The 17,559-nt window shown below is 58.6% G+C and carries 13 protein-coding genes and 1 pseudogene; 9 read left to right on the top strand and 5 right to left on the bottom strand.

Annotation, left to right across the window (positions count from 1 at the left end; translation table 11 throughout):
- Positions 1-96: 96 nt before the first annotated feature.
- Positions 97-564 carry a hypothetical protein gene (locus CP49_RS45625; RefSeq protein WP_156438916.1) on the bottom strand — a complete coding sequence of 156 codons (468 nt, stop codon included), beginning with the start codon at positions 562-564 and terminating at the stop codon, positions 97-99.
- Between the two features lie 421 nt (positions 565-985).
- On the bottom strand, positions 986-1,507 hold the full coding sequence (locus tag CP49_RS40280) for a recombinase family protein (RefSeq protein WP_057855628.1): 522 nt from the start codon (positions 1,505-1,507) through the stop codon (positions 986-988).
- A gap of 676 nt (positions 1,508-2,183) precedes the next feature.
- Between CP49_RS40280 and CP49_RS40275 the strand changes: the two genes are divergently transcribed.
- The 6 genes from CP49_RS40275 (at position 2,184) to CP49_RS40250 (ending at position 9,491) form a co-directional block, all read left to right on the top strand.
- Complete coding sequence (locus CP49_RS40275) at positions 2,184-3,143, top strand: ABC transporter substrate-binding protein (RefSeq protein ID WP_057855627.1); 960 nt, start codon at positions 2,184-2,186, stop codon at positions 3,141-3,143.
- Between the two features lie 268 nt (positions 3,144-3,411).
- Entirely contained in the window at positions 3,412-4,416 is a 1,005-nt protein-coding gene (locus CP49_RS40270) for an ABC transporter substrate-binding protein (RefSeq protein WP_057855626.1), read from the top strand.
- Positions 4,417-4,636: 220 nt separating this feature from the next.
- Positions 4,637-5,608, top strand: a complete 972-nt coding sequence (locus tag CP49_RS40265) for an ABC transporter substrate-binding protein (protein ID WP_057855651.1) — start codon at positions 4,637-4,639, stop codon at positions 5,606-5,608.
- Positions 5,609-6,152: 544 nt separating this feature from the next.
- Positions 6,153-7,127 carry an ABC transporter substrate-binding protein gene (locus CP49_RS40260; protein WP_057855625.1) on the top strand — a complete coding sequence of 325 codons (975 nt, stop codon included), beginning with the start codon at positions 6,153-6,155 and terminating at the stop codon, positions 7,125-7,127.
- 188 nt (positions 7,128-7,315) lie between these two features.
- Positions 7,316-8,302, top strand: a complete 987-nt coding sequence (locus tag CP49_RS40255) for an ABC transporter substrate-binding protein (protein WP_057855650.1) — start codon at positions 7,316-7,318, stop codon at positions 8,300-8,302.
- A gap of 208 nt (positions 8,303-8,510) precedes the next feature.
- Positions 8,511-9,491, top strand: a complete 981-nt coding sequence (locus tag CP49_RS40250; protein ID WP_057855624.1) for an ABC transporter substrate-binding protein — start codon at positions 8,511-8,513, stop codon at positions 9,489-9,491.
- 207 nt (positions 9,492-9,698) lie between these two features.
- Here the strand turns inward: CP49_RS40250 and CP49_RS40245 are convergent, their stop codons facing one another.
- Genes CP49_RS40245 through CP49_RS44050 form a run of 3 tightly spaced genes read right to left on the bottom strand, consistent with a single transcriptional unit; the run spans position 9,699 to position 14,181 of the window.
- Positions 9,699-10,817, bottom strand: coding sequence for a response regulator (locus tag CP49_RS40245; protein ID WP_057855623.1), 1,119 nt, complete (start codon positions 10,815-10,817; stop codon positions 9,699-9,701).
- Positions 10,818-10,831: 14 nt separating this feature from the next.
- Entirely contained in the window at positions 10,832-11,197 is a 366-nt protein-coding gene (locus CP49_RS40240) for a response regulator (RefSeq protein WP_057855622.1), read from the bottom strand.
- Positions 11,194-14,181, bottom strand: coding sequence for a GAF domain-containing protein (locus tag CP49_RS44050; protein ID WP_082646480.1), 2,988 nt, complete (start codon positions 14,179-14,181; stop codon positions 11,194-11,196). Before CP49_RS44050 ends, CP49_RS40240 begins: the two co-directional genes overlap by 4 nt.
- 560 nt (positions 14,182-14,741) lie before the next feature.
- On the opposite strand from CP49_RS44050, the gene CP49_RS40230 reads away from it, so the two are divergent.
- From CP49_RS40230 to CP49_RS45620, 3 genes and pseudogenes are all read left to right on the top strand, one after another.
- Positions 14,742-15,734 (top strand): ABC transporter substrate-binding protein, encoded by a 993-nt coding sequence (locus CP49_RS40230; RefSeq protein WP_057855621.1) that lies wholly within the window; start codon positions 14,742-14,744, stop codon positions 15,732-15,734.
- A 269-nt stretch (positions 15,735-16,003) separates the two neighbouring features.
- A complete protein-coding gene (locus CP49_RS44045; protein WP_082646479.1) occupies positions 16,004-17,008 on the top strand; it encodes an ABC transporter substrate-binding protein in 1,005 nt (334 codons plus the stop codon).
- A gap of 305 nt (positions 17,009-17,313) precedes the next feature.
- Positions 17,314-17,478 (top strand): annotated as a pseudogene (locus CP49_RS45620) (IS630 family transposase); the annotation flags it as partial.
- Between the last annotated feature and the right edge of the window lie 81 nt (positions 17,479-17,559).

The raw sequence follows: 17,559 nt of genomic DNA, 5'->3' as shown, positions 1-17,559 counted from the left end.
CATGTCGCTTCTGCTCCGAGTACATGCGGAATCTATCCCAAATGAACTCAATTATCTGGTCCCAGCTGAGCTGAAGCACCTCCGGATAGCGTTCCCTTAGCTCTGCACTTTCATTTCGACCCACGGCGACCAGCCGGATCCTGGTTCGCCCGAATATGGCAATACCGTCCTCGTAATGCACTTTGCAGCCTCTGAAATGCTGGCGCGCGGTAGACAACCGATGGCTGCCACAACCCGTTGTACGTTCTGCCTATCTGGATCTGTCCATGGTCCATTCAGCGTACATGGTTGGTTCGTTTTCACCTCTACGATCACAATGTCATCGAGACGAGGAGAGAAACAAAGGCGCGAGTCGTCCTTCATTGGAGTTTGATGATCAAAGGTGAATTCGGCACGATGTCTGAAACGAACGCCTAGTAGGTCCGCATCGGTTCGCTGGCTGCCGCGTCGCTCCGGATGCACGACGAAATTTTCGATTTGCAGGAACCCATTGAGGCGGAAATACCAATAGGCAACCTTTTCGGTAAATGTTTGCGCTAGATGATGCATGGGCTCAATGCTCATTGTTCGGTCCACTCGGATTGGTTTACGCACGGCCTTAGGCTGCTAGCTCTGTGCTGAGGTTGTACTTGATCGCAGGCGCGTGCCTTGCCAACGCCCCTTGCGCTAGCATCGCGTCTCGGAGGCAGTGAATTGCGCCCTTCTGTCCAGAAGAGCGCCTATACTGAAAACCCCAACAGTTCGTTGATTGAGAGTTCCTGGTTCGGGACGCAGCAGGCTGGTGTGTTCAGGGATGCGGCTCTGCTACGCCATTATCGCAACGAACCTGGCGGAAGGTCCGCCCGGGGCAATCGCGGTGCGAATAAGTTGCTTTTGATCCCGATGATCTATGAATGCAACGTCGTAGAAAGTGATGAACTCCCCATCGATCATGGGGCATAGCGATCGATCAGAACTGCAGTATTCGGGGTGAGCTGTTCGAAGGTCAGCGAGGTATGCGTCGTCGAGAGAGGGGCGCTCCCGTGGGGCTGCTCATGGATATATGTGTGGTGATGCCGACAGTAGTAACCGTGATGTCGCGCATCGTTCGGTCGGTTCTGTTGCAGAGAAAGACTGGCATGACGTTCATGGCGCCGCGATCCGGAAAGTATAGCGTTATTCCGGTGGGAGCCTTCCCGGGGGCCGCAATGATGTAGCCCCGGTCGCGCGGGGTCTCCGGCGCGAATGCGACAGGAACACTTGTGATGCGCGGCGAGAACGGTGCACCGCTGCCGACAGCTTCAGTTCGGGCCACGAGCAGCGTGGCACCAGTCTGCTTGCATGCTTCAATCGCGTCACGCAGGTGCGGACGAGAGAAGCCGTCTGTCTCTGGCTCGATGTACTCAGCTTCGATGGTGGCGGGATGGCTGGTCAGCCAGCTCTGGACGGCAGCTCGCTGCTCTTCAAGAGATTGATCCGAATAGGAAGGGTCGCTTGGACGTATGCAGTAATAGACAATAACATCCATCGGGGATTCCAGAAGACACGCAGCGCCTGATCCGCTCCTTAAGCTTCAGATGAGGGCTTGAGAAATTGCGGAGTTTTGCGACGAAAGATCGCGTGTCACTCTCAAGCCACTTTCTGCGGCCTATCAGAAGAAATCTCGTGCTGAACGGGCGGGTTGCCGATCGCTCTAATCTTTCAGGGAAGGCTGAACTCCGCGCAAGCGCTTTGAGGCCAATGATCAGTGTCCGGCCCGTGCGCTATAGGACCGGTAGAGGCTGACCATCCGATCGATGTTCTGGGCCGAAGCGGCGACTAGCGCCAGGCCCTCCGAGCTTTCAAAGAGCTGAACGAAGCGCTGTCCGACTTCTGCCTCGGTTGAAAGTGATCAGCGCCGAGGCGATCAAAGCTCGACTACTCCATCAACATGACGTCGATCGATGTGGGAGGGTGTGCGATCAAACGTTCAAACAGTGCGGCCCTACGTGAACGGGAGTTGGATTCACATGCATCTAGCCAACCTCAACGCGCGTTATGCTTATCGTCCTCCGTTTAAGGTCCGCTTTCTGGGGCGAAGCGGATATGAACTGGCAGCCAAAACTGACTGAATCGGTCGAAAATTGCCCAACGCGGACACAAGCCTCTATCCGCCTTTTCTGCGGCGCGATACCATTAGCGCATCTGAAGTCTAAGGGCGGCGCATGAGGAGGCGAGAGTTCATTCTCGGTCTTGCGATGCTCGCTAGTGTCGGCCGCGCGAGCGCTCAAGGCCGTGCGCGTCGTGTCGGGATTCTCTATACCGAGCCAGGTCAAGCTAACTTTCTCGAAACCTCCCTCAGAGAGAAGGGGTGGATACTCGGCCAAAATCTCCAGATCGAGTATCGAATAACTCGTGGCGATACCAATCTCTCACAGGCATATGCCCGGGAGCTGCTCGCTTTGCAGCCTGATGTTCTGTTCGCAGTGACCAACACCTCTATGGCCGCTCTGCACGCCGAACATTCTAGCATTCCGACCGTTTTCGCGATGGTCAGCGATCCAGTCGGCATGCGTTACGTCGAGACCTTCTCAAGGCCCGGGGGCAACGTGACTGGTTTTACGCCATTTGAACCGTCCCTCGGTGGCAAATGGGTTTCGCTGATCAAGGAAGTGGCGCCAAACGTCGAGCGCATAGGGATCGTATATAACCCTGAACCGGGCAACAATTCCTCAGCGTTTCGCAAGTCAATTGATGAAGTCGCGAGCAAAGTAGGGATTGCCTCGATTGAGACACCGAGCGGCGATAGCTCCGACATTGATCGTCTTATTCGCTCGCTCAAGGATGAGCCGAATAGTGGGCTCATTTTTCTGCCAGATGCGATCACTTCTGTCCGGCGCGTCCAGATTACTGCGCTGGTTGCAGAGTGCAGGCTACCGGCGATCTACCCGCTTCGCATCTTCTGCGAGGCCGGCGGCCTAATGTCGTACGGGGTGAAAATCGAGAAGATTTTCGCAGGCGCGGCATCCTATGTTGATCGAATCTTGCGCGGTGCCAATCCTGCCGAACTGCCTGTTCAAGTCCCAACCGAATTTGAGTTGGTCATGAACCAAAAAGCTGCACGGCCATTGGGCCTGCAACTGCCGCCCGCGTTGCTCGTTCACGCCGACGAGGTGATCGAATAGAGCTCTCCTGCTGCGACGCATGAGTCCGGTTGTGGCACTTTTGAGACATGCTCACTTGCCCTGACGACGTCGCTTTACGGGGGGAAGACCGGAAGTAGTCGGCCGACAGCCAAAGTGACGCGATTGACCCTAACGGTTATGGCGAAACGCAGAATAGCGGGTTGCCGCGCTCGACATCTTGCGCCTCCAACTCCCCGGACTCCCATGCCGCGATGTGGTATGCTTCGACCTGCATTTAGCGTGGTCCTGAGCCTCCTTGGAGGGCTGCATGAGACGGCGCGATTTCATCGGTCTTCTTGGCGGTGCGGCGGTGGCATGGCCGCTCGCTGTGGCGGCACAGCAGAGCACCAATAGCAAGCGTCTTGCTATCTTCAGCCCAGCAGAGCCAAGCGCGGACTTGCATGACCATAGCGAAAGCAAAAAGTCCCGAGCCTTTTTCGCGGAGCTTCGGCGGATGGGGTGGATCGAGGGACAGAACCTCAAGGTCGAAAGTTACGGCCGAGAGCAAAATGCGTCCGGCCCCGAAGCCCTTGCGACGGAAATCGTTCGGAGCAACCCGGATGTCATCCACGTCGTTGGCCCTGGCGCAGTCATCTTCAAAAAGCTAACATCGCATATTCCGATCGTAGTGATAACTGGCGACCCCGTTAAGCAAGGGCTCGCCGAAAGTCTGGCTCACCCGGGCGGCAATTTCACGGGAGCCAGCATCGACGCCGGTCTGTCCATTCATGGAAAACGGATTGCACTGTTGCGCGAGATGGTTCCGACGATGTCGAAACTTGGCTGTCTCGCTCTTCGATTCTCATGGAATGGGTCGAGTTCAGGCGCTTTCCGCGCAGCTGCCGAAATGGCGGGCCTCCCTCTCGCGGTGTCTTTACTGGAATTTAGTACCAGCGAAGCAGACTATCGGGCAGCGGTCGAGAGCATCTCCCGCGACGGTGCAAATGCGGTCATGGTCCTCGATTCGCCTCAGGTCCTTCAAGACAGCACTTTGATCGCCAAGCTGCTCGGCGACGCGAAGCTTCCGGCGATTTTCACGTTTACCGAATCCGTCGAGGCTGGGGGCTTAATGGCCTATTCCTTCGATCTGATCGAATTGCATAAGCGCGCGGCCAATAATATCGACGCAATTCTCCGAGGAGCAAAGCCCGGTGAAATCCCGATCTACCAAGTAACCAAATTTGAGTTGTCCATCAACCTCAAGACAGCCAAGCAGCTGGATCTTTCCGTACCTCCTGGGCTCCTCGTGAGTGCCGATAAGGTAATTGAGTGAACAAGCAAAGGTCCGGTTATGTCACGTTTGAGACAGTCCGACAGATGCTGAGAATGTCTATTTATTGGGGTAGACCGGAAGTGATTGATCCGTGACCAAGACGACGCGATTGACCCATCTCATTGGGCATGTCCTTAGAATGAGTTATTCTGACACTCACCAGTTTTGTGGTTGATTTGTTGGTACTGGCATTTTGCGTGATCACATGCATGAAAAGGCCATGAGACGACGCGACGTCCTTACTCTGATTGGCAGTACAGCCTTTACGTGGCCGCTCGCCGCAAGGGCACAACAGACGGCCAGGATTCGCCGCGTCTTCTGGGTTTCGACTGAATCGCAACCCGATCCTTTCGTTGATGGATTTCGCGAAGGTTTGCGTGAGCGCGGATATGTCGAAGGCAAGGACGTATTGCTGGAACTGCGTTATTCGCCCGGCAATCCCGACGCACTTCGTCCGGTCTTGGCCGAATTGGCTCGCGGCAAGGTGGACCTTGTGGTGTCGAGCGGACCCGCCACTCGAGCAATGAGGGCGGTAACTGAAGTTCCCGTTCTTTTTGCCATTAGCGGCGATCCGGTGCAACTCGGTCTCGTCGAAAGCCTCGCCCGGCCGGGGAGCAATTTTACGGGCATTACGTTCCTGTCACTCGATCTCGCCGCAAAGCGAGTCGATTTGTTGAAAGATATATTTCCGAAATTGCGGAAGCTCGCTGTGCTGTCAAATACCGATCATCCCGGTGAGCCAGCGGAATGGCATGCCACCCAACAGGCAGCCCAAAAGCTAAGCATCAATCTGATCTACGTTCCGTTCGTGGGCGCGGGGGAATTGGACAAAGCGCTAGCCACAGTCAGCAGTGCACGCGCGGACGCGATGCTAGTGTTCCCAGAAGGCGCCACTATGGTGCATCGAGTCAGGGTTGCGCAATTTGCCATCGATCAAAAGCTGCCATCGATGTTCGGTTGGAGCGAGTACTGCGATGCCGGTGGGCTCTTGAGTTACGGAGCCAACCAGCGAGCGACCTATTTGCGACTTGCGACCTACGCTGACCGGATATTCCGGGGCGAAAGCCCTGCAAATCCTCCGGTCGAGCAGCCGACCAAGTTCGAACTCGTAGTGAATGTCAGAACGGCGAAGGCGCTGGACATCGAGATCCCGACATCGATCTTGCTAGGTGCGAGCCGAACGATCGAATGAGACGGGCCACCAGCAGTCTCATGGCATACGAACCGAATTTCGACGGCCAGTTCTGGCGGGCGGCTACGGGGTGATCGAGTAGGGCGGATTGCTGCATTTCACGAGTCTGCTTCTGGCATTGTTGCAAAAGTCTTTTTGGGGTGGCGAATGAAAACTCTTAGAGCTGCTAATGCGTTTTGCGCGCGGCGACGTGAGGGAACTTATCGTTTAATCCAAAATCGATCACGGACCTCCGTAAGTGGCGTTGAAAAGCGACGCAGCAGCAGAGAGGTCCAAAGATCAACTTTCGCGAGAATGTTAGCGTTGTTCGATTTTCGACTTTTGCAACATATCCGCACGAACCGGACCGGCCGGCCCGGTCTGACGATGTCCGTTTATCGGGGTAGACCGGATGTGGTCGGATGATGGTCAGAACGAGCTAATGACCCATTTGAGGCATTAGGTCCTGATGCCGTTTCATGCCGTTTGCTTACCATTTTTCATTCGCCGCCCATTCGCAAGGTGTTAGATTAGATTGTGGGTTGAACTAAATGAGCGTGTCCGGATGCAGCGGCGCGAGTTCATAGCAGTTCTTGGCGGCATGGTGGCAGCTTGGCCGCTTGCCGTGCGTGCGCAGAAATCGCTGCCCCGGATTGGGTGGTTAGTATTTGGCGACGCCAAGAAACTGGGACCAGTCGATCAGTCGTTGAAGGACGCACTCGCACAGGCCGGACTTCTCGATGGCCGCAGCATCGAAATCGTCTTCCGCTATGCCAACGGTATGCCGGATCGACTTGCGGAACTGGCCACCGAACTTGTCGCGCAAAGGCCCAACCTTCTGCTCGCTGTTGGCGGTGACGTTATCAAGCCACTGTTTGAGGCAAGTAAAGGTCGCATACCCATCGTCGGTGGCGTTAGCGATAGCCCTATCCGGTCGGGAATTGCCGTGTCTCTTGCTCGACCAAGCAAGAACTTCACTGGGATCACGTTTCTTACGGATGAAATGGCGGCGAAGCGGATGGAACTGCTCAAGGAAGTGGCGCCCAACGTCAGGAAGGTTGCGGTGATATTCAATCCGCAGCATTTCGATGACGAAGTGACTTTTGCACGGCGCGGAGCCGAATCGCTCGGCCTTGAGCTAACGACCCATCCGATAAACAAGATCGCCGATCTTGATGTAGCGCTGCAGGGGGTGGGTGCAAGTGGCGCCGATGGCCTGCTCGTCATCTCGTCGCGCCTTACTGGCATTGTTGCCGCTAAAATCGCACAACACGGCCAAGAGCGTCGTCTTCCGGTGATTGCGTCGTGGCGGGAATTCGCAGACAGCGGTGCGTTGCTGTCCTACGGGCCGAGTCGGATTTTTGAGGCCAAACGTCTGGCGGGCTATGTGCAAAAGGTCTTAAACGGGGAGAAGCCGGCAGATTTGCCTATCGAGCAACCTGTGAAATTCGAACTTGTAATCAACCTCAAAACCGCCAAGGTCCTCGGGCTCACGGTACCGCCTTCATTACTCGGCCGCGCCGACGAGGTGATTGAATGAAGCGGCTCATTACTGCAACGCATGAGTCCGCATCTGGCAGACATGGCGACCGGCCCTGACGATGTCCGTTTGCAGGGGGATTGTGTTGCAAAACTCGGGACATCGGGTCGCAGCAAACCGGCCAAACGCGTCGTCGTTTCCTGCTTGTCGCTCGGATGCGCAACGCTATGCTTGCTGGCGGAGGAAGGATGCATCGGCGCGAATTTATCTCGCTGCTCGGAGGCACCTGGGCTTTGCTGCCCGGCGTCGCGCGCGCGCAACAGACGGCGATGCCTGTGATCGGATTTCTGGGCAGCGAGACGCCGGCCCTTTGGGCTGACCGTTTGGCGGCGTTTCGGCAAGGGCTCAACGAAACTGGCTATGTGGAAGGTCGGAACGTCGTGATCGAGTATCGCTGGGCAGAGGGTCACCATGAGCGATTGCCTGCGCTTGCAGCCGACTTAGTTCAGCGGCAAGTATCGGTTTTGGTGGCCCTCGGAGGCACAGCATCGGCCCTGGCTGCAAAGAATGCGACCGTGACGATTCCTGTCGTATTTCGCATGGCAAGAGACCCTGTGGAAAATGGTCTAGTTGAGAGCTTTAGCCGACCCGGCGGCAATGTCACCGGTGTGACCACCATGGGGGCCGAGTTAGGATCCAAGCAGCTGGAATTGCTGCACGAGCTCGCTCCCGCCGCGTCCGTTATTGCTCTCCTGCTCAATCCAAACAATTCCTCGATCGCCCAGAGGCAATTGAGGGATGTCCCCGCAGCTGCCCGCAAGCTCGGGCTGGAACTTCATGTGCTGTATGCAAGCGTCGAGAATGACTTTGATTTGGTCTTTGCAAGGATGAAGGAGCTGCGGGTAGGTGGACTTACGATAGGGGCCGACACATTCCTAAATGCACGGAGCGAACAGCTGGCCGCCTTGGCCATTCGCCACGCGATACCGAGTATCTCGCCATATCGCGAGTTCACAAAAGCTGGCGGCCTGATGAGCTACGGCGCAAGCATTGCTGGCGGATCTCGACGGGCTGGTGTCTACACTGGTCGCATTTTGAAGGGAGAGAGACCTGCTGACTTGCCAGTTGAACAGCCCACACTTTATGAGTTTGTTATCAACGTTAAGTCAGCGAAGGCTCTCGGCCTTTCGGTGTCACCAACCCTCCTGTCGCGCGCCGACGAGGTGATCGAATAGCATGTCCGTTGCCGGCATACTTTGAGATATGCCGACCGACGCGGAAGTGGGTAGACGGCGCGCGCGCTCAAAACGGCGCTTTTGACCCATAGCAGTTGTGCGCTACGCGCCGCGTTTGCGACGCAGCATCTACGCCAGCACTGAGTGCGACGACTATCGAAATCTGATAGTCTCACCCGCGTCATCCTCAAGCTGCGATGAGGATTGAATGAAGCGGCGGGAGTTCATAGCATCTGCTGCGGCGCTGCTCGTTTCGCCACGGCGTTCGTGGGCGCAGGGGACACGCCGTCGGCTTGGCTTTCTTGCTGTAGGTGATGGGAGCGGGCAGGCCCTCAATCAAACTGAGCTTGCGTTGTTTGATGGGCTGCGAAGCCACGGCTGGATAGACGGAAGAAACCTGATTATCGAGTATCGTTTTTCCCAACCCCCGGATCGACTGCCGGCTTCAGTCACTGACCTGATTGCTCGCAGTCCCGATGTGCTCCTCGTCGCCGGACCGCAAGCGGCCGTAGCCCTGAAATCGGCAACCGCTACCATTCCGATTGTATTCGTGGCTGTGGGCGATCCCGTGGGAGTTGGCCTCGTGCAAAGCCTATCGCGACCAGGTGGCAACGTAACAGGTCTTGCGGCCGCCGTACCTGGAGATTTCCTCGGTAAACGTTTAGAAATCCTCCGGGAATTGGTTCCTGGCACCTCGAAAATTGCGCTTCTGGTTAATCCGGGCAGCCCAACTCACAGGCTGATATTAGCTGAGGAAGTGCCGCGCATAGCCCAGCAGCTGGGCATGGCTCTGCCGATAGTTGAGGCGAGCACGGCCGAGGAACTCGATGTCGCCTTTGCCTCGGCCGCGGCCCAGCACGCCGGTGCCATAGTTGATGTTGGCGATGCTCTGACCTTTGTCCAGGCTCCGCGAATTATCGCGCTCGCGGCGAAGTATCATCTGCCCGCAAACTATTTCTTCCGACACTACGCCAATGGCGGATTGTCGGTATACGGCCCCGATATAGCCGATCTGTTCCGCCGTGCAGGCGGCTCCGTCGACAAGATCCTCAAAGGCGCCAAGCCTTCCGATCTGCCGGTAGAGCAGCCGACCAAATTCGAGCTACTGATCAACATGAAGGCTGCCAAAGCGCTCGGCCTCATTGTGCCGCCCTCGTTACTCGCCCGGGCCGACGAGGTGATCGAATAAGATCGGCAGTTCCGGGTTTGTGAAGGTTTTCGGATGCCGGCCCCATGATGGTGGTGCCGCACACACGGCGCCGGCGTCCGCAAACCTCCAAGGGAACCACGGGAGGGGCATGAAAATGGCGCAGCGTGGGCTATGGGGATTCAGATCGGCGTAGCGACACAGTTGCGGACGGTCTGGAGATTCAATCGACCAAGTCTTGAATTTCGTTTACGGGTGAAGTGCGCACACATTCACATTGAAGGCTTGGATCGGACGGTGAAAGCCCTTGAGCACGAGCCCGCCGACAGGCTCGGTCTCTGCAAGCTCCTCGATCGCCGCGAACACCTTGCTGTCGATCAGGATCTGTCCGTTTTTCGCCTCGGCGCACAGTCGCGCGGCGAGATTGACGACCGAGCCGGTGGCCGAATAGTCGAACCGGCCCTCGCAACCGATGCGGCCGAGCGTGGCGTAGCCGTGGGCGATGCCGACCCCGAACCCGAGCTCGTGACCCAACTTGCGCCAGTTAGTCGCAAGCGCGGCAACGTGGTCGCGCATCGCGACGGCGAGCCTAACGGCGCGCAGCGCAGGATCGACACATGGCAGCGGATCGTTGAACAAGACCATGATGCCATCGCCGGCAAAGCGGTGCAGCGTACCTTCGAACTCGTGAATGAGCCCACCGAGGTCCGCGTGGTACTCGCGCAGAATGGCTATTACCTCCTCCGGCTCGGCCGTCTCCGCAAAGGCTGTGAACCCCCGCAGATCACAGAACAACACGGTCACATCTCGGCGGTGGCTGTCCAAGAGCTCTTCGCCCGAGGACAGAACGATCTCGGCAATCTGCGGCGCCAGGAAGCTCTTGAGCCGGCCCATGCGTTCGATCTCGGCGACTTGCTCCGTGACGCGCTGCTCGAGCGTGCGGTTCCAGTCGGCGAGTTCGTGCGCCTGCCGCTGCACCTTGTCATGAAGTTCCTTGAGGCGCAGGACCGATTTCACACGCGCTACCAGCGCGGACTGATCGATCGGCTTGGTCAGATATTCGTCGGCCCCGGCCTCGAGCCCTGTGACCACATCCCTGGTATCGGCCCTGGCCGTCACCAGAATGATGGGCATGAACGGCAGCTCGGCATCCTGCTTGAGCCGGCGGCAGACCTCGATGCCGTCGATCTTGGGCATCATGACGTCGAGCAGGATCAGATCCGGGGCCCTTTCTCTCGCGGCAGCGAGCGCTTCCTCTCCGTCGGCCGCTTGCATGAGCTCATAGCCGTGTGGCGCAAGCCGTGCGCTGAGAATGTCGCGGTTCGCCTCGCTGTCGTCGACGATTAGAATGCGGGGAGGATGGTGCATCGGAGCTCGGCTCGTTAGGGCAGATATTCCCGGATCTTGGCGAGCAGCTCACGCGGACTAAAGGGCTTGGTGACATAGCCCTCGCAGCCCGCAGCCCGCGCCTTGTCTTCGTCTCCGCTCAGGGCGTAGGAGGTCACCGCGATAATGGGGATTGCGGAGAGTGCCGATTGAGCCTTGATCCGGCGTGTCGCCTCGTAGCCGTCCAGAAGCGGCAGCTGTATATCCATTAGGATGAGATCGGGCCGATTCGCGGCGGCGGCCGCAACGCCGTCCTCGCCATTTTCGGCTTCGATCAGCTCGTATCCGACGCTCGAAAGCAAATCCCGCAGGATTCTCCGGTTGTCCTCCTGATCTTCGATCACCAGGATGCGCTTGGTCATGGTTGCCTCGCCTGTTGCTCGACTCGCACCGGAACCATAAAGGAAAATGTCGCGCCCTCGCCAAGGACCGATTCCACCCAAATCCGCCCGTGGTGCAGTTCGATGATCCGCTTGGCGATCGACAGGCCGAGCCCCGTTCCGCCCTTCTTGCGCGTCGAGGATGTGTCGGCCTGCGCAAACTCCTCGAAGATCGTCACTTGATGGTCTGCCGAAATTCCGGGCCCGGTATCACGAACGGCGACCGTAAACGTGCCATCCGCTGCCGAAGCCTTGATCGACACCGAGCCGCGGTCCGTAAACTTGATGGCATTGCCGACAAGGTTGAGCAGCACCTGCGCGAGGCGACGCTCATCGCCGCGGCCAATCGGCAGATCCGGGGCGACTTCAACATTGAGCGCCAGATCCTTTCCGGTCGCGAGCGATTCGACCGCGACGACCACGGCGTGTACGATGTCTCTAAGTGAGTAGTCGGTCAGCGACAGGGTGAGCTGACCCGCCTCGATCTTGGACAGATCAAGGACGTCGTTGATCAGACCAAGAAGGTGCTTGCCGTTGCTCTGAACGCGCTCGAGCACCGCTCGCATCTTGTCGGGCATGTCACCATAGATGTTGTCCAGGATCAGCTCGGTGTAGCCGAGGATGGCGTTGAGTGGCGTGCGCAGCTCGTGACTCATGTTGGCGAGGAACTGCGATTTGTGCTTGCTCGCAATCTCGAGCTGCCGGCTCTTGTCCTCGATCTCATGGAACAGCCTGGCGTTCTGGATCGCCAGCACCGATTGGGCCGCGAAGGTCTGCAGGAGGTCGATCTTGCCAGCCGCGAACGTGCCGGTGTCACGCCGCCGTACCACCAGGGCGCCGACGATGGTGTCGCGGCTGAGCAACGGCACAGCCAGCAGCGATCGATAGCCGGCGCGTAGGATGAGCTCCAGCGTCGGCGAGGAGGGCTCCTGACGCAGGTCGGAAACCTGCAGGGGTCCGCGAACCGAAGCGGCCTGCTGCATCAGCCTCTCACCGGCGCCGATCCGTTGGTCGCGGATCGCTGCAATCAGCGCCTCGTCCATTCCGTAGGTGGCGCTCAGCCGGAATTGCTGTTGCGCCTCGTCGAACACGTAGATGGCGCCGGCATCGGTACCCGAGAGCTGCACCGCCTTGGCGACGATGGTCGCAAGCACGGTTTCGAGATCGAGCGTCGAGTTCACCGCCTGCGTGACGTCGCCGAGCGCTTTCAGCTCCTGGACCGAGCGCCCGAGCTCCTCCGTTCGCGCCTGAAGCTCATCGAGCAGCCGAACATTCTCGATCGCGATCACGGCCTGGTCGGCGAGAGTCCGAACCAACTCGATTTGCCTGTCAGTAAAGGGTTGCACCCGCTGGCGTCCGAGATTGATCGTACCGACCACGACCCCCTCGCGCAGTAGAGGCACGCCGAGCATGGTGTGAGTTTTTTCCAGCGTCACCGTCTCGGTTATGGAGTATTCCTCGTCGGAAGCGATGTCGGCGATGTGGACGACCTGTCCCTCAGATGCAATCCGTCCGGTCATGCTCCCACGCCCAACGGGCAAAACGCGACCTCGAATGAGCGCGTTGTATTCGGGCGTAATGGAAAAGGTTGCTACCACCCGGTAAGCTTCTCCCTCGAGGTTGGAGATAAGCGCGAAATCGGCTTCGCACAGCCGTACGGCAGATTCGACCAGCGTATCGAGCACCGTCTGCAGGTCAAAGGCCGACCGGCTGATTACCTTGAGCACTTCCGCGGTCGCCGTCTGCTGCTGCAGGGACTTCCGCAATTCTGCGGTCCGCTGCTCGACCTTGTTTTCCAGGTCGGCATAAGATTCCTGCAAGCGCGCGCCCATTTCGTTGAACTGGTCAGCGAGGCTTTCCAGTTCGTCGCCGGTCTTGATTGAGATGCGCTGGCCGAGATCGCCAGCGCCGATGCGTGCGGCGCCCGCGCGCAGCGCCTGGATCGGGCCGACCATGCGTCGCGCCAACAGGATTCCTGCAAGCACAGCAAACACTGATGCCGCAAGCAGCACGAACGCTAGCCGCTGCAAGGCGGTGTAGAGCGGGGCATAGGCTTCCTCGACCGGCAGTTCGACAAACATGGTCCAACCGAGCGGTAAGATCGGCGCGGATGCGGTCAACACCTCTTGCCCCTGGATGTTGCGCGCGCCCTGCAGCTCGTCGGCTGTGGCGCCCGCCTGCCCAGCTTGCGCCGCCTGCACCTGCGCGAGCTTGGACATGTCGGTGTTGCGCAGCACAAGGCTGATGTCGGGATGCGCAATCAGCCGGCCCTGAGCGTCGACGACATAAGCGCGGCCGTGCTCGCCAACCTTGATCTGGGACACCACGTCCCAGATCAGCTTCAAGTTGACCTCGGCGATGCTGACGCCGGCGTCCTTACGGATGCCGGCCGCCGCCAACGTCATATAGGGCTCGGATTCCCTGCGGAAGTAGACCGGCCCGTAGTAGACCTTGTGGGCGACGGCCTCGGTGAATTTCGGCTCCTTTGAAAGGTCAAGGCCGCTGTCGATCACGTTCATGGCCAAGCGCGAGACGAGCAGCCGCTCCTTGCCGGAAGAATCCACCTGCGCGAGTTCGGTGATCGCCGGCACCTGACGCAGCAATCGCAGCGCGTCAAAGCGGCGCTGTTCGATTGAATCCGCCGACCACGGTAATTGGGTGGTCCATCCGAGCTGGTTCTCGATTTCCTTGATGAACCGGCCGATCTTGGCCGCCGCAGCCACCGCCTGTTCGTGCTGAATCTGGATCAGCGAGGTCTTGTGCTCGCGGTAATAGAAGAAAACCTCGAAACTTCCGTTGGCGAGCAGCGCGACGCCAACGACGGCGACAAACAGCGCAACGTACTTGATGAAGAGCCCGCTGCGGTTCCTCGCGCCGGATGAAACCGCTCCCAATCCCGCGCTCGCTACCGGCGATCCCGCTAGCGTCCGACCCCGTGGCGTATCCGGGTGGAGGGAGATGCTCATTGCTCAAATCTAGCAGCAATGCTGCAGCTTGTCTCAGCCTGCGGACCGGGAGCCGGCAGGCGGTAACGGAACCCGAGGTTGCTCGCCCAGCTGAGAGTTACCGAAAGCTACAATCCCTGGCGGCCAACCACCAAGCTGCTAAGCTCTCTATGCCACAGGCGTGGTCCTCTGAGGGGGAGGGCGCATGCGACGAAAGGAATTCATCTCATTCCTTGGCAGCGCGGCGACGTGCTTGCCCGCGGCGAGTGCGGCAGCAATCAATTTGGAGACAGTGACAGCGCTCCACCTCCCGTCGCATGCGTTAGCCGCGCCGACGACGTGATCCAATGAGGGCGTAGTTCGGTGCATGAGTCCGGAGTTGGCACCCTTTGAGACATGCCGACCGGCTCAGAGAATATCTGCTCTCAGGGGTAGACCGGAAGTGACTGGCGCATGGTCGGGATGACGAGATTGACCCAACTGAGACGTTTGGCCGCCAAATTTGCTCTGACGCACAACAGACGTCGCCCTAGTGTGATAGCCTCTGCTCGCTGGAACTCTCTCTGCAAGAGGGGAAGCCTATGAGGCGGCGAGAATTTGTTGCGCTCATCGGCGTGGCGGCGGCGTGGCCGATCGCGGCGCGCGCGCAGCAAGGCGAGCGGATGCGGCGGATCGGCGTACTCACGATCAATGCCGAAGACGACCCGGAGTACCGTGCCAGTATCGCGCAGTTTGTGCAGGGGCTTGCATCGTTTGGATGGACCGAGGAACGCAATATCCAAATCGACCATCGCTACGCCGCTGGCGATGTCGAGCGCATGCACGTCTTCGCGAAAGAACTCTTAGGCTTGGCGCCGGATGTCCTCTTTACCTCCAGTACGCCGGCATCGGTGGCCCTGTGGCGGGAGACCAAGTCCATCCCGACTGTCTTCGCACAGGTTTCCGATCCGATCGGCGAGGGTTTCGTCGCGAGCCTGGCAAGACCCGGAGGCCATATGACCGGCCTCACCAATTTCGAACCAAGCCTGGGGGGAAAGTGGCTGGAGATTCTCAGAGAGATTGCTCCCGCCGTCAGCCGGGTCGCGCTCCTGTTCAATCCGCAGACCTCTCCTGGCGGCGGGTCGTTTTATTCGCGTCCCATCGAGGCTGCGGCAGCGGCGCTCGGCATGCAGCCGATCGCTATGCCTGTGCATGCCGTCGACGACGTGGAACCTGCGGTCAAATCATTCGCCCGCGATCCGAACGGTGGTCTTGTTGTTCTATCCGACGGTTTCAGTGTCGTGAACCGGAAGGTGATCATCGGGTTGGCGGCGCAACATCGTCTACCCGCAATCTATTTCTTCCGATTCTTCGTTACCGATGGCGGATTGGTGTCCTACGGAGTCGACAGGAGCGAGTCGTTTCGCCGAGCCGCCGCATATGTTGATCGCATATTGCGGGGTGCAAAGCCGTCCGACCTGCCGGTTGAAGCCCCCACCAAGTTCGAGCTGGTAATCAATGTGAAGACCGCCAAAGCGCTTGGCCTCGAAGTGCCGCCGTCGCTTCTCGCCCGCGCCGACGAGGTGGTCGAATAGAGACGCCGTTTGCTGCGGCGCACGAGTCTCCTATTGGCACTCTCTTGAGACATACTGAGCGGTTCGCAAATTGTCCGCTTAAGGGGTTAGACCGGAAGTCGCAAGCGCACGTCAGAACGAAGCGAATGCCCCTTAGCGGCCATGGCGCAACGCAGAATAGCGGATTGCCGCGCTCGACATCTTGCGCCTCCAACACCCCGGACTCCCCTGCCGCGATGTGGTATGCTTCGACCTGCGTTGCGTGGTCCTGAGCCTCCTTGGAGGGCTGCATGAGACGGCGCGATTTCATCAGGCTTCTTGGCGGTGCGGCGGTCGTACGGCCGCTTGCTGCGGTAGCACAGCAGAGCACCAATAAGAAACGTCTTGCTATCTTCAGCCCATCACAGCCGAGCGCGGACTTGCATGAGCATAGCGAAAGCAAAGTTTCCCCAGCTCTATTCGCTGAACTTCGGCGGTTAAGGTGGATCGAGGGACAAAACCTCAAGGTCGAAAGTTACGGCCGAGAGCAGAACACGTCCGGCCTCGAAGCCCTGGCGACGGAAATCGTTCGGAGTAACCCAGATGTCATCCTTGTCATTGGCCCTGGCGCAGTCATCTTCAAAAAGCTGACATCGCGTATTCCAATCGTGGTGATAACTGGCGATCCTGTTAGGCAAGGGATCGCCGAGAGTCTGGCTCATCCGGGCGGCAATTTCTCGGGAGTTAGCGTCGACGTCGGTCCATCCATTCATGGGAAGCGGATTGCACTATTGCGCGAGATGGTTCCGACGATGTCGAAACTTGGCTGTCTCGCCCTTCGATTTCAATGGAATGGGTCGAACGCAGGCGCTTTCCGCGCAGCTGCCGAAACGGCAGGCCTCCCTCTCGCGGTGTCTTTACTGGAATTTGGTACCAGCGAAGCAGGCTATCAGGCGGCGATCGAGAGCATCTCCCGCGACGGTGCAGATGCGGTCATGGTCCTCGATTCGCCTGAGGTCGATCAAAACAGCACTTTGATCGCTAAGTTGCTCGGCGACGCGAAGCTTCCGGCGATTTTTACGCATCCTCATCCCGTCGAGGCCGGGGGCTTAATGGCCTATTCCTTCGATCTGATCGAATTGTATAGGCGCGTCGCCAACAACATCGACGCAATTCTCCGAGGAGCAAAGCCCGGCGACATCCCGATCTACCAAGTGACCAGATTCGAGTTGTCCATCAATCTCAACACGGCCAAGCAGCTGGGGCTTTCCGTACCTCCTGCGCTCGTCGCGAGTGCCGACAAGGTAATTGAGTGAACAAGCAAAGGTCCGGTATTGGCACGAACCGGACCAAGCGGGCCGGTCTGATGAGGTCCGCTGTTGGGGGTAGAACGGACATGCCGTTCAAGCGAGCCAAGTTCCGACTTTGAATCGAAGCGGTCATTCCCCCCAGCGAATTGATCGCCCGAAATGGATGGCGAGCGGTCGTCTGGCGCTACTGGGCGGGATGTCCGGTACTGACGCGAAGCTGCGGCCCGGTGCAATTGCCAGGACGTCAACAGGGTGCGGCTGGCCTCAAGGATATACGGAGGTCATTGATCATTTGGTTGCAGTGACAAGAAGATATCGTGGAGATCGAGATTGGCGTGCTGCGCAGCCAGTGTCTGGACAGGCGCATCGCCAACCGCCAACAACTCGTATCCGAGATCGCTGCTTGCGAGCGACAGCGCAACGCATCACGCGCCCGCATCAGATTCACAACCGCGAAAGCTCGTGCCCAAATGGCCGCGCCTACCGCCTTGGCAGGCGGGTCCCAAACGCCTCGGCCAATGAGTCATAATCACCGTGCAGCGGTACTAGAGGTAGGA

This window comes from Bradyrhizobium valentinum (assembly GCF_001440405.1).
GTDB lineage: Bacteria > Pseudomonadota > Alphaproteobacteria > Rhizobiales > Xanthobacteraceae > Bradyrhizobium > Bradyrhizobium valentinum.
Note: the sequence above shows the minus strand (reverse complement) of the source record. Positions and strands in the feature narration are given on the sequence as shown.

Excerpts from the sequence above, each read along its gene's own strand:
- CP49_RS45625 (WP_156438916.1), bottom strand. The coding sequence starts at position 564 with ATGAGCATTGAGCCCATGCATCATCTAGCGCAAACATTTACCGAAAAG.
- CP49_RS40280 (WP_057855628.1), bottom strand. The coding sequence starts at position 1,507 with ATGGATGTTATTGTCTATTACTGCATACGTCCAAGCGACCCTTCCTAT.
- CP49_RS40275 (WP_057855627.1), top strand. The coding sequence starts at position 2,184 with ATGAGGAGGCGAGAGTTCATTCTCGGTCTTGCGATGCTCGCTAGTGTC.
- CP49_RS40270 (WP_057855626.1), top strand. The coding sequence starts at position 3,412 with ATGAGACGGCGCGATTTCATCGGTCTTCTTGGCGGTGCGGCGGTGGCA.
- CP49_RS40265 (WP_057855651.1), top strand. The coding sequence starts at position 4,637 with ATGAGACGACGCGACGTCCTTACTCTGATTGGCAGTACAGCCTTTACG.
- CP49_RS40260 (WP_057855625.1), top strand. The coding sequence starts at position 6,153 with ATGCAGCGGCGCGAGTTCATAGCAGTTCTTGGCGGCATGGTGGCAGCT.
- CP49_RS40255 (WP_057855650.1), top strand. The coding sequence starts at position 7,316 with ATGCATCGGCGCGAATTTATCTCGCTGCTCGGAGGCACCTGGGCTTTG.
- CP49_RS40250 (WP_057855624.1), top strand. The coding sequence starts at position 8,511 with ATGAAGCGGCGGGAGTTCATAGCATCTGCTGCGGCGCTGCTCGTTTCG.
- CP49_RS40245 (WP_057855623.1), bottom strand. The coding sequence starts at position 10,817 with ATGCACCATCCTCCCCGCATTCTAATCGTCGACGACAGCGAGGCGAAC.
- CP49_RS40240 (WP_057855622.1), bottom strand. The coding sequence starts at position 11,197 with ATGACCAAGCGCATCCTGGTGATCGAAGATCAGGAGGACAACCGGAGA.
- CP49_RS44050 (WP_082646480.1), bottom strand. The coding sequence starts at position 14,181 with ATGAGCATCTCCCTCCACCCGGATACGCCACGGGGTCGGACGCTAGCG.
- CP49_RS40230 (WP_057855621.1), top strand. The coding sequence starts at position 14,742 with ATGAGGCGGCGAGAATTTGTTGCGCTCATCGGCGTGGCGGCGGCGTGG.
- CP49_RS44045 (WP_082646479.1), top strand. The coding sequence starts at position 16,004 with ATGAGACGGCGCGATTTCATCAGGCTTCTTGGCGGTGCGGCGGTCGTA.